The 15,473-nt window shown below is 71.1% G+C and carries 14 protein-coding genes; 10 read left to right on the forward strand and 4 right to left on the reverse strand.

The window, feature by feature from the left end:
* Nucleotides 1-41 precede the first annotated feature (41 nt).
* Nucleotides 42-776, reverse strand: coding sequence for a DUF1028 domain-containing protein (locus ABH931_RS06255; protein WP_370110692.1), 735 nt, complete (start codon nucleotides 774-776; stop codon nucleotides 42-44).
* A 77-nt stretch (nucleotides 777-853) separates the two neighbouring features.
* Between ABH931_RS06255 and ABH931_RS06260 the strand changes: the two genes are divergently transcribed.
* The 7 genes from ABH931_RS06260 to ABH931_RS06290 all read left to right on the forward strand — a co-directional run bounded on the left by ABH931_RS06260 (nucleotide 854) and on the right by ABH931_RS06290 (nucleotide 10,021).
* The gene (locus ABH931_RS06260; RefSeq protein ID WP_370110694.1) at nucleotides 854-1,540 is read left to right on the forward strand and encodes a spermidine synthase; all 687 of its coding nucleotides are present in this window, start codon (nucleotides 854-856) and stop codon (nucleotides 1,538-1,540) included.
* A gap of 218 nt (nucleotides 1,541-1,758) precedes the next feature.
* Entirely contained in the window at nucleotides 1,759-2,487 is a 729-nt protein-coding gene (locus ABH931_RS06265; protein ID WP_370110696.1) for a response regulator transcription factor, read from the forward strand.
* A gap of 29 nt (nucleotides 2,488-2,516) precedes the next feature.
* Nucleotides 2,517-3,650, forward strand: coding sequence for a sensor histidine kinase (locus ABH931_RS06270; protein ID WP_370110964.1), 1,134 nt, complete (start codon nucleotides 2,517-2,519; stop codon nucleotides 3,648-3,650).
* A 224-nt stretch (nucleotides 3,651-3,874) separates the two neighbouring features.
* A complete protein-coding gene (locus tag ABH931_RS06275; RefSeq protein ID WP_370110698.1) occupies nucleotides 3,875-7,741 on the forward strand; it encodes a multifunctional oxoglutarate decarboxylase/oxoglutarate dehydrogenase thiamine pyrophosphate-binding subunit/dihydrolipoyllysine-residue succinyltransferase subunit in 3,867 nt (1,288 codons plus the stop codon).
* Nucleotides 7,742-7,820: 79 nt separating this feature from the next.
* A complete protein-coding gene (locus tag ABH931_RS06280; RefSeq protein ID WP_370110699.1) occupies nucleotides 7,821-8,006 on the forward strand; it encodes a DUF6104 family protein in 186 nt (61 codons plus the stop codon).
* Between the two features lie 165 nt (nucleotides 8,007-8,171).
* Entirely contained in the window at nucleotides 8,172-9,065 is an 894-nt protein-coding gene (locus tag ABH931_RS06285) for a DUF4097 domain-containing protein (RefSeq protein ID WP_370110701.1), read from the forward strand.
* Nucleotides 9,062-10,021 carry a helix-turn-helix transcriptional regulator gene (locus ABH931_RS06290; protein WP_370110702.1) on the forward strand — a complete coding sequence of 320 codons (960 nt, stop codon included), beginning with the start codon at nucleotides 9,062-9,064 and terminating at the stop codon, nucleotides 10,019-10,021. The genes ABH931_RS06285 and ABH931_RS06290 overlap by 4 nt, the downstream gene beginning before the upstream one ends.
* A 183-nt stretch (nucleotides 10,022-10,204) precedes the next feature.
* Here the strand turns inward: ABH931_RS06290 and ABH931_RS06295 are convergent, their stop codons facing one another.
* Together ABH931_RS06295 and ABH931_RS06300 are read right to left on the reverse strand one after the other, a co-directional pair.
* The gene (locus tag ABH931_RS06295; RefSeq protein ID WP_370110704.1) at nucleotides 10,205-11,167 is read right to left on the reverse strand and encodes a zinc-binding dehydrogenase; all 963 of its coding nucleotides are present in this window, start codon (nucleotides 11,165-11,167) and stop codon (nucleotides 10,205-10,207) included.
* Between the two features lie 95 nt (nucleotides 11,168-11,262).
* Nucleotides 11,263-12,456, reverse strand: a complete 1,194-nt coding sequence (locus ABH931_RS06300; RefSeq protein WP_370110705.1) for an NADP-dependent malic enzyme — start codon at nucleotides 12,454-12,456, stop codon at nucleotides 11,263-11,265.
* A gap of 494 nt (nucleotides 12,457-12,950) precedes the next feature.
* Between ABH931_RS06300 and ABH931_RS06305 the strand changes: the two genes are divergently transcribed.
* On the forward strand, nucleotides 12,951-13,520 hold the full coding sequence (locus ABH931_RS06305) for a CGNR zinc finger domain-containing protein (protein ID WP_370110706.1): 570 nt from the start codon (nucleotides 12,951-12,953) through the stop codon (nucleotides 13,518-13,520).
* Between the two features lie 161 nt (nucleotides 13,521-13,681).
* Here ABH931_RS06305 and sodX read toward each other — a convergent pair whose 3' ends face one another.
* Complete coding sequence (sodX, locus tag ABH931_RS06310; RefSeq protein WP_370110707.1) at nucleotides 13,682-14,137, reverse strand: nickel-type superoxide dismutase maturation protease; 456 nt, start codon at nucleotides 14,135-14,137, stop codon at nucleotides 13,682-13,684.
* 183 nt (nucleotides 14,138-14,320) lie between these two features.
* Here sodX and sodN point away from each other — a divergent pair, with 183 nt between their 5' ends.
* Together sodN and ABH931_RS06320 are read left to right on the forward strand one after the other, a co-directional pair.
* A complete protein-coding gene (gene sodN, locus ABH931_RS06315; protein ID WP_042456097.1) occupies nucleotides 14,321-14,716 on the forward strand; it encodes a superoxide dismutase, Ni in 396 nt (131 codons plus the stop codon).
* Between the two features lie 101 nt (nucleotides 14,717-14,817).
* A complete protein-coding gene (locus ABH931_RS06320) occupies nucleotides 14,818-15,378 on the forward strand; it encodes a 1,4-alpha-glucan branching protein (protein WP_370110709.1) in 561 nt (186 codons plus the stop codon).
* The last annotated feature ends 95 nt before the right edge of the window (nucleotides 15,379-15,473 follow it).

Here is a 15,473-nt window from a genome sequence, read left to right on the forward strand (position 1 = left end):
GACCCCGATAATGTTCCCCACTCCGTGTTCGCTCTGAGCGATCAGGCGATGCCGCCCTGGATGCGCGGCGCCCAGGTCCTGATCAGCCGGTCTCCCGGCGCGAGCTCCTGCGCCCTCCGCAGCAGGGCCACGGCCTCGACCCTGGAACCGTCGCGGTGGCGCGCGTATGCCTCGCGGAAGATCCGGTGCGCCCGGTCCACGGTCAGCAGTCGGCCCAGCTCCGCGACTGGTTCCGGGGCGTCGTCCACCCGCAGATCGACGGGGTCGTCCTCGCCGACGACCAGCAGGGCCGACGACTGGCGTCCGCGCCGGTCGCCGCCGGCGGCGTCGCCCGCGGCGAGCGTGGCGAGCAGGCGCTCGGCGAGCGGCTGCCCCCGCGCCGCCTCCCAGGCCGCCCACAGGGCGTCGAGCACGCCGTTCACGAGCGTGTTGCCCTGGACCGAGACGTGCTCGCCGAGGCGGTGCCCGGCCTCGCCCTCGCACTGCGGCCCGGTCCACGCCGCGACGCGGCCGCCCACGTCGACGACCGCGAGCTGCCGTGCCTCCGGCTCCGACAGCGCGGCCACCGCGGCCACCGCCTCCTGCGGGGTGGCGCCCCGGGCCAGCAGGTCGAGCGCGGCGTTCCCGTGCCACAGCTGCGACGAGGCCTGCGCGGCCACGACGCCGACGCCGCGCCGCGCCGTGGCGACGCGGGTGCCCACCGCCAGCACGCAGCTGGCCACCGCCACTCCGGTCAGTCCGCTCGCCGGATCGTGTGCGATCACTGAGAAGGTCATGCGCAGCAGCCTGCTGCCCGGCCGCGCCCGAGGCCACCGATTTGCCCGGGCCGGGCGGTCGGGCGAACGATGTGCCCATGTCCAGCTACCACGCCGACACGCCCGAACCGCTCGACCGCCGCGACGGCCCCTACGGGGAGGTGGCCCTGCGGCGCAGGGGTCCGCACTTCGAGATCATCGCCAACGGAACGTTCCTGATGGACACCGCCGACGGCCGATCCGAGCGCATGCTCATCAGCTGCGCGCTGGACGCGCTGGACGGCGCGCGTGGGGCGCACGTGCTGATCGGGGGGCTCGGGGTCGGCTTCTCGCTCGCCGAGGCCGCGCGGGACCGGCGACCCGGGCGGATCACCGTCGTGGAGCGGGAGCGGGCGATCATCGACTGGCACACCCGGGGCGACGCCCCGCTGGCACCGTTCGCCGGCGAGGGTCACAGCGACCCACGGGCCGAAATCGTGCACGCGGACCTGATCGAGCACCTGCGGACGACCGAGAACCGGTACGACGCGCTCTGCCTCGACATCGACAACGGCCCGGACTGGACCGTCACCGAATCGAACGACTCCCTCTACGGTGACGAGGGTCTCGATCTGGTGGAGCGGACCCTCGCCGACGAGGGCGTCCTCGCCGTGTGGAGCGCGGCCCCCTCACCGGCCTTCGAGGCCAGGCTGCGGGCCCGGTTCGCGCGGATCGAGGTGATCGAAGTACCGGTGCATGTGGAGCGCGGTCTTCCCGATGTCGTGTACCTGTCCTCGCGCGTCTAGGTGACGCACGGTATGGTCCTGCCCGTGCCACCGCCCGAAGGGTCGGTTTATCCGGCGTCGGCCTGCCACAGCGGCCGTCCCGTCCGTACGCTGCCGAACGACAGCACCACGAGCGGACTGAACAAGGAGCGGCGGGGGCACCGTACGAACCGTACGACCCGGAAGGCCTGAACAGCTCGGGCCCGAGAACGCGAGGCCCTGGGGGCGGTGGCGTGACCGTGACGGATGTACAGCAGCAGACGAACAATGGCCTGGGTAACCAGCGCAGAGTCCTGGTGGTGGAGGACGAACCGACGATCGCCGAGTCGATCGCGGCCCGGCTCGGCGCCGAGGGATTCCGCGTGGCCGTCTCCCACGACGGCCCGACGGCCGTGGACTGCTTCCAGACCTGGCAGCCCGACCTCGTCGTACTGGACGTGATGCTCCCCGGCTTCGACGGGCTGGAGGTGTGCCGCCGGATCCAGTCGGTGCGCCCGGTCCCCGTGCTGATGCTCACCGCGCGTGACGACGAGACCGACATGCTGGTCGGTCTCGGCGTCGGCGCGGACGACTACATGACCAAACCTTTCTCCATGCGCGAGCTCGCGGCGCGGGTCAACGTCCTGCTGCGCCGCGTGGAGCGGGCGCAGCTGGCGGCCCGCGCCCCCGTCGGCGGCACGCTGCGCCTGGGCGAGCTGGAGATCGACCACGTGCAGCGCCGCGTCCGGGTCGCCGGCGACGACGTGCACCTGACGCCGACCGAGTTCGACCTGCTGGTCTGCCTGGCCCAGCAGCCGCGCGCGGTGCTCACCCGCGAGCAGTTGCTGGCCGAGGTCTGGGACTGGACCGACGCGTCCGGCACCCGGACCGTCGACAGCCACGTCAAGGCCCTGCGCCGGAAGATCGGCGCGGCCTGGATCAGGACCGTCCACGGCGTCGGGTACGCCCTGGAGGCCCCGACTCCGTGAGCCGCCGCAGACCCGCCCACGACCACGGCCTGCGGGCCGCGCCGCCGCCCGCCCTGCCGAGCGAGAACAGCAGGGCGGAGCGGTTCTGGGCGGGGCTGCGCCCGCTCGACCCGCTGCGTTCGGTCAAGGCCAAGCTCAACGTGGTGGTGCTGATCTCGGTCTGCATCTCCACGCTGATGGTGGTGCTGGCGCTGAACTCCTCCACCCAGATCCGGGTGGTCATGGTGTTCTCGGTGATCGCCTCGCTGCTGGTCACCCAGTTCCTGGCGCACAGCATGACCTCGGGCCTGCGCGACATGACGGCGGCGGCGCGGGCCATGGCGGACGGCGACTACACCCGCCGGGTGCACAGCCGCTCGCTGGACGAGGTGGGCGAGCTCGCGCACGCCTTCAACACCATGGCCGACGACCTCGACGCCGCCGACCGGCAGCGCCGCGAGCTGATCGCCAACGTCTCGCACGAGCTGCGCACCCCCATAGCCGCCCTGCGCGCGGTGCTGGAGAACGTCGTCGACGGCGTGGTGACGCCGGAGCCCGCGACCATGGCGGCAGCCCTGGAGCAGACCGAGCGGCTCGGCCGCCTGGTCTCGCACCTGCTGGACCTGTCCAAGCTGGCCGACGGAGCGGACACGCTGGAGCTGCGGCCCTTCGAGGTCGAGGTGTTCCTCGCCGGGGTGCTGCGCGGGCTCACCGTGGACGGCTCCGTCTCCGGCGGCGCCAGCAAACGCCGCACCGACGTCTCGCTCCGCCTCGACGTACCCGAGGGGCTGACCGCCACCGCGGACGCCGAACGGCTGCACCAGGTCGTCGCCAACCTGGTCGACAACGCCTGCCGGCACAGCCCCGTCGACGGCACGGTCACCGTGCGGGCCCGCGCCGCGGAGAGCGGCGGGCTGCTGGTGGACGTCGCCGACGAGGGTCCCGGCATCGCTCCGGAGGACCGGGGGCGGGTCTTCGAACGCTTCGGGCGCGGCAGCACCGCCACCGCCCAGGGCCCCGGCTCCGACGGCGGCACCGGGCTGGGCCTGGCGATCGCGCGCTGGGCCGTCGAACTGCACCACGGGACCATCGCCGTCGCCGACTCACCGCTGGGCTGTCTGATCCGCGTCGAACTCCCCGGGCCGCGGCGACCGCAGTCGATCATCCCGCACGCCCAGCGCTGAACCGCAAGAATGCCCGATTCTGCTGCTCCGGGCCGCACGAACAGCCCTTCGTTCTCCCCCATCACGCCCGAGTTCTAACCTCGGTTTCCGGCCAATGTTTGCGACCGGACTGTGATCTGGGCGACGCTTGGTCTGCGGGACCTGCGCGGACGTGCGGCGGAGGCGTAGCCTTACTACCCGCTGTCCACACATCCACACGGAAGCGGAAGAGGGCGGTTGCCGCCGTGTCTCCACAGTCCCCCAACTCGAGCAGCTCACCTGCCACCACGGCCGAATCCGGCCCGGGAGCCGCGTTCGGCCCCAATGAGTGGCTCGTGGACGAGATCTACCAGCAGTACCTCCAGGACCCGAACTCGGTCGACCGGGCCTGGTGGGATTTCTTCGCCGACTACAAGCACGCCAAGAGCGCGAACCAGGCGGGTGCCCCCGCCGTCGCCGTGACCGAGGCGCCCGCGGCGCCTGCGACCCCGGCGGCTGCAGCGGTCCCCGCGCCCGCAGCCGCTCCCGTGGCCGCCGTTCCGGCTCCTGCGGCCGCACCCGTGGCTCCCGCAGCCGCTCCGGCCGCACCCGTGGCTCCCGCAGCCACCCAGGCGCCCGCGGCGCCGACCGCTCCGCTGACCCCCAAGCCCGCCGCTCCCGCGCCGACCCAGCGCGCCGCGGCCCCGGCCCACCCCGCCGACACCGTGAAGGACAGCACCACTGTGACCGCCCCCGCCGAGGCCCCGTCAGGACCCGAGCTCGTCGCCCTCAAGGGCCCGAGCGCCCGGATCGTGGCGAACATGGACGCCTCGCTCTCGATGCCCACCGCGACCAGCGTCCGCGCCGTCCCCGCGAAGCTGCTGATCGACAACCGCATCGTCATCAACAACCACCTCAAGCGCGCGCGAGGCGGCAAGGTCTCCTTCACGCACCTCATCGGCTACGCCATGGTCCAGGCGATCAAGGCGATGCCGGCGATGAACCACGGCTTCCAGGAGAAGGACGGCAAGCCCTTCCTGGTCAAGCCCGAGCACATCAACCTCGGCCTGGCGATCGACCTGACCAAGCCGAACGGCGACCGCCAGCTGGTCGTCGCGGCCATCAAGAAGGCCGAGACGCTCGACTTCTTCGGCTTCTGGCAGGCCTACGAGGACATCGTCCGCCGCGCCCGCCAGAACAAGCTCACGGTCGACGACTTCACCGGCGTCACCTGCTCCCTGACCAACCCCGGCGGCATCGGCACCGTCCACTCGGTCCCGCGCCTGATGCCCGGACAGGGCACGATCCTCGGCGTCGGTTCGATGGAGTACCCGGCCGAGTTCCAGGGCTCCGCCGAGGAGACCCTGGCCGCGATGGGCGTCTCCAAGGTCATGACGCTCACCTCGACCTACGACCACCGGGTCATCCAGGGCGCCCAGTCGGGTGAGTTCCTGCGCACGATCCACCAGCTGCTGCTGGGCAAGGACGAGTTCTACGACAAGATCTTCGAGTCGCTGCGCATCCCGTACGAGCCGGTGCGCTGGGCCACGGACGTCGCCCGTACCCACGACAACGAGGTCAACAAGACCGCCCGCGTCATGGAGCTGATCCACTCCTTCCGCGTCCGCGGCCACCTGATGGCCGACACGGACCCGCTGGAGTACAAGCAGCGCAAGCACCCGGACCTCGACGTCCAGGCGCACGACCTGACGCTGTGGGACCTGGAGCGCGAGTTCGCGGTGGGCGGCTTCGCCGGCCACACCATGATGAAGCTGCGCGACATCCTCGGCGTGCTGCGCGACTCGTACTGCCGCACCGTCGGCATCGAGTACATGCACATCCAGGACCCGAAGCAGCGCCGCTGGATCCAGGCCCGCGTCGAGCGCGGCACCGAGCGCCCCGAGCGCGAGGAGCAGTTGCGCATCCTGCGCCGCCTGAACGCCGCCGAGGCGTTCGAGACGTTCCTGCAGACCAAGTACGTCGGCCAGAAGCGCTTCTCGCTGGAGGGCGGCGAGTCCGTCATCCCGCTGCTGGACGCGATCCTCGACTCGGCCGCCAAGGCCCACCTCGAAGAGACCGTCATGGGCATGGCCCACCGCGGCCGCCTGAACGTGCTGGCCAACATCGTCGGCAAGTCCTACGCGCAGATCTTCCGCGAGTTCGAGGGCAACCTCGACCCGAAGTCCATGCACGGCTCCGGCGACGTGAAGTACCACCTCGGCTCCGAGGGCGTCTTCACCGGCCTGGACGGCGAGACCATCAAGGTCTCCCTCGCGGCCAACCCGTCCCACCTGGAGACGGTCGACCCGGTCGTCGAGGGCATCGCCCGCGCCAAGCAGGACGTGCTCGACAAGGCCGGCGACTCCTTCGACGTGCTGCCGCTGCAGATCCACGGTGACGCGGCCTTCGCCGGCCAGGGCGTCGTCGCGGAGACGCTGAACATGTCGCAGCTGCGCGGCTACCGCACCGGCGGCACCGTGCACGTCGTGATCAACAACCAGGTCGGCTTCACCGCCGCGCCGACCGCCTCGCGGTCCAGCATGTACTGCACCGACGTGGCCCGCATGGTCGAGGCGCCGATCTTCCACGTCAACGGCGACGACCCGGAGGCCGTGGTCCGCGTCGCGCGGCTCGCCTTCGAGTTCCGCCAGGCGTTCCACAAGGACGTCGTGATCGACCTCATCTGCTACCGCCGCCGCGGTCACAACGAGGCCGACAACCCGTCGTTCACCCAGCCGCTGATGTACGAGCTGATCGACAAGAAGCGCTCGGTGCGCAAGCTCTACACCGAGGGCCTGATCGGTCGCGGCGACATCACCCTGGAAGAGGCCGAGCAGGCGCTCAAGGACTACCAGGACCAGCTGGAGAAGGTCTTCACCGAGGTCCGCGCCGCGGCCACGGTGCCGACCCCGGCGGTCTCGGAGCGTCCGCAGGCGACCTTCCCGGTCGCGGTGCAGACGGGCATCTCCCAGGAGCTGGTCAAGCGCATCGCCGAGTCCCAGGTCGCGCTGCCGGACTGGCTGACCGTGCACCCGCGTCTGCTGCCGCAGCTCCAGCGTCGCGCGGCCATGGTCGAGGACGGCACCATCGACTGGGCCATGGGCGAGACCCTCGCCATCGGCTCGCTGCTGATGGAGGGCCACCCGGTCCGCCTGGCCGGCCAGGACAGCCGCCGCGGCACCTTCGGTCAGCGCCACGCGGTCCTGATCGACAACAAGACCGGCGAGGACTACACCCCGCTGCTGTACCTGACGGAGGACCAGGCCCGCTACACCGTCTACGACTCGCTGCTCAGCGAGTACGCGGCGATGGGCTTCGAGTACGGCTACTCGCTGGCCCGTCCGGACGCGCTGGTGATGTGGGAGGCCCAGTTCGGCGACTTCGTCAACGGCGCCTCGACGGTGGTGGACGAGTACATCTCCTCCGCCGAGACCAAGTGGGGCCAGACGTCCGGCGTCACCCTGCTGCTGCCGCACGGCTACGAGGGCCAGGGCCCGGACCACTCGTCCGCCCGCCCGGAGCGCTTCCTGCAGCTGTGCGCGGAGAACAACATGACGGTCGCCATGCCGACGCTGCCGTCGAACTACTTCCACCTGCTGCGGTGGCAGACGCACAACCCGCACCACAAGCCGCTCATCGTCTTCACCCCGAAGTCGATGCTGCGCAACAAGGCCGCGACCTCGAAGACCGAGGAGTTCCTGACCGGCGGCTTCCGCCCGGTCATCGGCGACTCCACGGTCGACCCGGCCAGCGTCCGCAAGGTCGTCATCACGGCGGGCAAGTTCTACTACGACCTGGCGGCGGCCCGCACCGAGCGCGGCATCACCGACACGGCGATCGTCCGCGTCGAGCGCCTCTACCCGCTGCCGGTGGCGGAGCTCCAGGAGGAGCTCAAGCGCTACGGCGCCAACGTCCAGTACATCTGGGCGCAGGAGGAGCCGTCCAACCAGGGTGCGTGGCCGTTCATCGCGCTCAACCTGGTGGACCACCTCGACGTCGTCGTCGGCCCCTCGGCCGACCGCGGCCGTCTGCGTCGCGTCGCCCGCTCGGCCTCCTCGGCCCCGGCGGTCGGCTCGGCCAAGCGTCACGCGGCCGAGCAGGCCGCGCTGGTCGACGAGGTGTTCTCGCTCTGACGTAGGGTGACTGTCAGACCGCCCGGGCCCGATCCCGCGTTCCTCGCGGGGTCGGGCCCTCGCCTATCCGGAGACATGGATGTACTTCACCGACCGTGGCATCGAGGAACTGCAGAGCCGTCGCGGCGAGGAGGAGGTCAGCTTCGACTGGCTGGCCGACCGACTGCAGGAGTTCGTCGACCTCAACCCCGAGTTCGAGGTGCCGGTCGAGCGGCTGGCCACCTGGCTGGCGCGGCTCGACGACGAGGACGAGGACGAGGACTAGGACGGAGCGGGACGGACCAGACTGAGGCGGACCAGGACACCTGGGCGACGCGTAGGGGAACCCCCTGAGGCGACCCTGATATTCGCGATATAGCTTGACTCTCGTTCGCTGCGATATATCGTGAATAGCGACAGGAACGTCCGTCGCAGCATCGGGGAGTCCGGTATGTCCGAGAAGTGGACCGTCAGCGAGCCGCAGAAGATCACTTTCGGCGAGCCCGTACGACGCGTCAAGGTGCGCACCATCGCCGGTGCCGTCAACGTCGTGGCCGGCGAGGCGCCCGCCCGGCTGGAGATCTCGGAGATCGACGGCGCGCCGCTCGAGGTCACGGTGGACGACGGAGAACTGTTGATCACCTACGAGGATCTCCAGTGGAAGGACTTCCAGTGGAAGGCCCTCTCCCGCTTCATCGACGGCTGGCGTCAGAAGCGCCGGGCCGTGGTCTCACTGATCGTCCCGGCGGGCGTCGAGGTGGAGATCGGCGCGGCCTCCTCCGACACGGTGGTGTCCGGCATCGCCGGCAAGGTGCGCACCAACACCGCCAGCGGCGACGTCACGCTGGTACGCGTCAGCGGCCCGGTGGACGCCAACACGGTTTCCGGGGCCGTGGAGGCCCACGGGACCTCCGGAGGCCTTAAGATCAACACTGTCTCCGGCGCGCTCACCGTCTTCGCCGGAACCAGCGGCGCGCTGAAGGCCAACAGCGTCAGCGGCGCGATGACGGTCGACCTCGACCGTCCGGCGGCCGCCGACGTGGAGCTCACCAATGTCTCCGGCGAGGTGGCCGTCCGCATCCCCGCCCCCGCGGACACGCAGGTCCGGGCCGACACCACGAGCGGCTCCATCTCCTCCTCCTTCGACCAGCTCCAGGTCTCCGGCACCTGGGGGGCGAAGCGCATCACCGGCACCCTGGGCTCCGGCACCAGCCGTCTGAAGATCACCACGGTCTCCGGCTCCGTCGCCGTGCTGCGCCGCCCCGACGAGGACGACAACCCGTCGGCCCCCGAAGACTCCATCCCTCTCGCGATCGACCACCAGAAGGGGGCTGACGAGGCATGAGCCGCCCCGTGTTCGCCCATGGGCGCCTGCGCCTGTACCTGCTCAAGCTCCTGGACGAGGCACCACGCCACGGCTACGAGGTGATACGCCTGCTGGAGGAGCGCTTCCACGGCCTCTACGCCCCCTCCGCCGGCACGGTCTACCCGCGCCTGGCCAAGCTGGAGCAGGAGGGCCTCGTCGAGCACTCGATGGAGGGCGGCCGCAAGGTCTACCGGATCACCCCGGCCGGCCACGCCGAGTTGGAGGCCCGGGCGGCCGAACTCGCGGAGCTGGAGGCCGAGATCCACGACTCCGTCTCGCAGCTCGCGGACCAGATCCGCGAGGACGTCCGCGACTCCGCGCAGGACCTGCGCGAGGAGATGCGCCGCGCGGCCAAGGAGTCACGCCGTCAGACCCGCTTCGGCGAGGACGCGAGCTGGCGTACCGACCGCGAGTCCTGGCAGCGCGCCAAGGAGGAGTGGCGCGAGGCCAAGGAGCAGGCCCGCGAGCAGACCCGCGAGGCCAAGGAGCAGGCTCGCTCCGCGAAGGAGGAGGCCCGCGAGGCCAAGGAGCAGGCCCGCGCGGTGCGCGAGCAGGCGGGCCGCGAGGCCAGGCGGATCGGCGAGCAGATCAAGGCGCACGTGCGCAGCGGAGATTGGCCCTCCGGGCTCTCCGAGGGCCTCTCGGAGCTGACCAAGACCCTCAGTGGCCTGGCCGACTCCTCCCGCTGGTCCTCCCCCGCCAACGGCGGCACGGCGGACGCTCCGGCGGGCGCCGGGGCGGCCGCACCGCAGGACCTCCCGCCGTGGACCCGGGTCGACCCGGACGGCGAGCCGCTGCGTGAGCTGAGCGCGCTGCTGGACCGCTTCCGCGACGAGGTCCGCGACAGCGCCCGCGACGCGGGCGTCAACCGGGACTCCCTGGACCACGCCCGTACGGTCCTGGCCGACGCCGCGTCACGCTTGCGCCGGCGCTGACCGGTAGGGGCGCGAGGCCCTGCTCGAAGAACTGCGTGCGCGAGCAACCACCGGCGTGCGGATGGCCCTGCTCGTTGACCGACTCACCACTTCGGTGGCTTGTCGCGCCCACGCAGGGGGCGCCTCCCGGCCGAAGGCTGGGGGAGGAGCCGCGAATCAGCAGAGCCTCGCGCCCCCGCACGCCTACGGCGTGAGGACGATCTTGCCGAAGACGTCGCCCTTCTCCAGGCGGGCGAAGCCCTCACGGGCGTCGGCGAGCGGCAGCACGGAGTCGATCAGCGGGCGCACACCCGCCGTCTCGCAGAAGGAGAGGAGCTGGGCCAGCTCCTCCTTGGAGCCCATGGTCGAGCCGACCACCTTCAGCTCCAGGAAGAAGATCCGGTTCAGCTCCGCCGCAGGCGGGTTCGGGCCGCTGGTCGCGCCGGAGATGACCAGAGTGCCGCCCGGGCGCAGCGACTTGACGGAGTGGGACCAGGTGGCCGCGCCGACCGTCTCCATGACGGCGTCCACCCGCTCCGGCAGCCGCGCGCCGCTCGGGAACCAGGCGTCGGCGCCCAGCTCCACCGCACGGGCGCCCTTGGCCTCGTCGCGGCTGGTGGTCCAGACCCGCAGCCCCGCTGCCTTGCCGAGGACGATCAGGGCCGTGGCGACGCCACCGCCCGCGCCCTGCACGAGCACCGTGTCACCGGGCTTCACACCCGCGTTGGTGAAGAGCATCCGGTACGCCGTCAGCCAGGCCGTCGGCAGGCAGGCGGCCTCCTCGAAGGAGAGCCCGGCAGGCTTCGGCAGCAGGTTCCAGGTCGGTACGGCGACCTTCTCCGCGAAGCTGCCCTGGTAGTGCTCGGTGAGGATCGACCGCGGCTCCTTGGGGCCCACGCCGTGGCCGCTCTGGCCGATGACGGAGTGCAGTACGACCTCGTTGCCGTCCTCGTCGACACCGGCGGCGTCGCAGCCCAGGATCATCGGCAGCTTCTCGGCGGGCAGCCCGACGCCACGCAGCGACCACAGGTCGTGGTGGTTGAGCGAGGCGGCCTTGACGGTGACGACACTCCACCCGGGCCGGGCCTCCGGCTCGGGGCGCTGCCCGAGCTCCAGGCCGCTGAGCGGGTCGTCCGGTGCGATACGTGCGGCATAGGCGGCGAACATGTCTCGACCCTAGAACCGCGCTCGCCCGCCACGGAACCGCGCCACAGTGTGATCTATGGCTCCGCGACGGGCGAACGTCCAAACGCTATGAGGGGTCAGATCCGGGCGACACCCTCGGCGCGGGCGGCCTCGGCCACGGCCTTGGTAACGGCCGGGGCGACCCGCTCGTCGAACGGGCTCGGGATGACCTTGGCGGCGGAGAGCTCGTCGCCGACCAGCGCGGCCAGCGCGTCGGCCGCGGCGATCTTCATGCCCTCGGTGATGCGGGAGGCGCGCACCTGGAGCGCACCGGCGAAGATGCCGGGGAAGGCCAGCACGTTGTTGATCTGGTTCGGGTAGTCCGAGCGACCGGTGGCCACGACCGCGGCGTACTTGTGCGCCACGTCCGGGTGAACCTCGGGGTTCGGGTTGGCCATGGCGAAGACGAAGCAGTCCTTCGCCATCTTGGCCACCGCCTCCTCCGGCACGGTGCCGCCGGAGACGCCGATGAACACGTCCGCGCCCTCGAGCACGTCCGCCAGCGAGCCGGTGAGGCCACCGCGGTTGGTGAGCTCGGCGATCTCGCGCTTGACGTCGGTCAGGTCGGTGCGGCCGACGTGGACCACGCCCTGGCGGTCGCAGAGCGAGACGTCGCCGATGCCGGCGCCGACCAGGATCTTGGCGATCGCGATGCCGGCCGCGCCCGCGCCGGAGATGACGGCACGCAGGTCGGCCAGGGTGCGGCCGGTCAGCCTGGCCGCGTTGCGAAGCGCGGCCAAGGTGACCACGGCGGTGCCGTGCTGGTCGTCGTGGAAGATCGGGATGTCCAGCGCCTCCTGCAGGCGACGCTCGATCTCGAAGCAACGCGGGGCGGAGATGTCCTCCAGGTTCACGCCGCCGAAGGACGGCGCGAGGCGGATCACGGTCTCGACGATCTCGTCGGTGTCCTTGGTCGCCAGCGCGATCGGCACCGCGTCGACGCCGCCGAACTGCTTGAACAGGATCGCCTTGCCCTCCATCACGGGGAGGGACGCCTCGGGACCGATGTCGCCGAGGCCGAGCACGGCGGTGCCGTCGGTCACGACCGCGACCACCTTGGACTTCCAGGTGTAGTCGTTGACCAGGTCCGGCTGCTCCGCGATGGCGGTGCAGACACGCGCGACACCAGGGGTGTAGGCGAGGGAAAGGTCGTCCGCGTCACGGACCGGGACAGTCGCGCGAATCTCCATCTTGCCGCCGCGGTGCAGGGCGAAGGCGGGGTCGAGCGGCTCCTGGTCGATGGAGCGGGGGCTGATGATCTCGGCTGCCACGAGGACCTCTTCGTCGTCGTTCTTTGAGGGTAGGGGTGAGCGCTTCTGCGTCCGGTTCCGTGCCGGTCTCGACACTAGTCGGGGCAAAGCCGCCGCTGCTTCGTCTTTTTGTCCCGGTGGAAGGGGCTTTCTCCTCCGTTGTGTCGTGAGATCCGCCCGCACAGACGGGGTCACGGTGGCACACAGGGTGCAGAAGAGCACTCGAAGCCGAACGGCGAGCGGCCGGAGTGCGAACGGTGCACATGGATCCGGAGCTCTGTCCTGGCTTCCGGTCCGGCACACCACCGGATCGGTCCCGATCCGGTAGGCCAGCTCGACTGACGGGGGTCACCCGTCTGCCGATTTTGACACAGCCAGGGCCGTGGTGGGCAGCCGGGCGGCTTTCACGTTTCGGTCTGGTGCATCACACGCCTTGCGAAAGCGTAATACCCTGGTACAAGCAGGGCTCATTACCCGGCTCTTCCATCCAGCTTCCGGGCCCAAGGACGACGACCATGGAACTCACCACCTACGCGGACTTCGCCGTCCGGCTGGTCAACACCGAGGAGCCGGAGCGCGGCAAGGACGTCCTGACCAGCGTCGAGGAGGTCCGCCGGCTGTTCAGCCCCGGCGGCCGCGGCGTCAAGCTGGCCGAGGAGGCGGACGTCTCCCGTCTGCGCACGGTCCGCGCGCGACTGCGGGCGGTGTTCGAGTCCGCGGCGCAGGGCGAGCAGACGCGGGCGGTGGACCTGCTCAACGGGCTGCTGATCGAGTTCCCGGTCAGCCCGATCATCTCCGGCCACGACCTGCTCGACGAGACCGGCCAGCCGGACTGGCACATGCACCTCGCCGAGAACGCACCCACGGCCACCGCGCTGTACGCGGCGCTGGCCGGCATGGGCCTGGCCATGCACCTCACCGCGCACGGCGTGGACCGCCTCGGCATCTGCCAGGCGGCGCCGTGCCGCAACGCGTACCTGGACACCTCCACCAACCGCAGCCGCCGCTACTGCAGCGACCGCTGCGCCACCCGCGCCAACGTCGCCGCCTACCGCGCCCGCAAGCGCGAGGCCGCTTCGGCCTGATGTACGCAGGGGGACGTTGCAAACACCGAGGGGCGCGGGGAACTGCGCGACAAGCCACCCTGGGCAGTCGGATCCCGGGCGAGCAGGGCCATCCCCTCGGGTGGGTTCCTCGCGCAGTTCCCCGCGCCCCCGGTGGTGCAAGCACCTGCGGGAGCGAAAGCTCAAGCCCTGCGGAAGTCGCCGAAGCGCCGGGCCATGGCGTACGGCATCACCCGCAGCGCCGTGCGGGACCACGGGGGTGGGGCGAGCCAGGCCGGGCGGGGCGTGTAGCGCAGCAGGACGCGGCCGAGGATCAACTCGTCCGGGACCGGGCCGTAGTCCCGGGAGTCGCTCTCGACCGCGCTGTTGTCCGACAGGAGCCACCAGCCGGCCTCGCGGTGTTCCACCGCGCGCTTGACCACGAGCAGGTCCTGGCGCAGCGGATGCTGGGCCACCACCACCGACCCCGCGCGCACCCGCGCGCCGTAGTGGCACAGCAGCCGGTCCCCGTGCGCCAGGGTCGGGGCCATCGACGGCCCGTCGACCAGCAGCACCCCGAACTTTCCCGTCACCGGTCCCCCCTCCGGGGGTTCCTGCAACAGCGCCTGCGCGTCGCGGTCACCCATCCGCTCGGCCATCCCGTTCAACCTCGCCCATGCTCGCGGCTCCGTCCCGTTCCATCTTCGCAAGCACGGTGGACAAGTCCACCACCGATACCCGGACTGCTACGACCTTTGTCCTAAGCCTCCGGGGTGGACGCGAAGCGCGGCGCTTTCGGCGGTAACCTCCTCCCTGGGAAGACGATCACAGGAAGGACTCCCATGTTCTCTCGGTTCTTTGCTCCGCGGGTCACTGTCCACGCTCACTGCGACCTCCCCTGCGGCGTCTACGACCCGGCTCAGGCTCGTATCGAGGCTGAGTCCGTCAAGGCCGTCCAGGAGAAGTACCAGGCCAACGAAGACGCGCACTTCCGCGCCCGCGCCACCGTGATCAAGGAAGAGCGCGCGGAGATGGCGAAGCACCACGTCTCCGTCCTGTGGAGCGACTACTTCAAGGCGCCCCACTTCGAGAAGTACCCGCAGCTGCACCAGCTGGTGAACGACACCCTGAAGGCGCTGTCCGCCGCCAAGGCCTCCACGGACCCGGCGACCGGCCAGAAGGCGCTCGACCTGATCGCCGAGATCGACAAGATCTTCTGGGAGACCAAGAAGGCCTGACCCGGCCTTCGCGTCACCACGCGTACGTCGAAGGGCCCGGCCGTCCACACGGCCGGGCCCTTCGGCACTCCTGCCGTCCCCCTACCCCGAGGAGCACCCCGATGGCCGTGGTCCACCACACCACGTTGACGCCCACCAAGCTGGAACTGCTCGCCGCGTGGCTGCCCCGGCAGCCCTGGTACCGGGGCGAGGCGGACGGCCCGGCGGACCCGCGGAAGGCCGGCGGCTTCCGGCTGGACGACCCCGCGGGTGAGGTCGGGATCGAGTTCATGGTGGTCACCGAGGGCTCCGTGGCCTACCACGTGCCGATGACCTACCGCGGCGCGGCGCTCGACGGCGCGGAGCACGCGCTGATCGGCACCTGCGAGCACGGCCTGCTCGGCAAGCGCTGGATCTACGACGGCACCCAGGACCCGGTGCTGCGCGCCCAGCTGGCCGCGCTGCTGCGCGGCGAGGCCGTGGCCCAGGCCCAGAGCGAGAGCGACACCCCGGACCTGACGGTCGTGGGCGAGCTCGCCACCGACGCGACCGCCGGTCTGCCCCTCGACTTCGTCCGCGTCCCCCAGGCCGGTTCGGCGGCCCCCGACGCCACCGGCACGGTCACCGCCGGCTGGACGCTCGCCGACGGCACCGCCGCCCGGGGCGTGCTGGTGCGCGTCTGACCGGAGAGCCCTGGGAGCGGGGAAAACGCAGCGAGCGGAGGCCGCCCCCAGGCGGTCTCCGCTCGCGCGCTTCGGCGACTTCTCGTCGCTCCCGA

The sequence above is a fragment of the Streptacidiphilus sp. MAP12-33 genome, from assembly GCF_041261265.1.
Taxonomy (GTDB): Bacteria; Actinomycetota; Actinomycetes; order Streptomycetales; family Streptomycetaceae; genus Streptacidiphilus.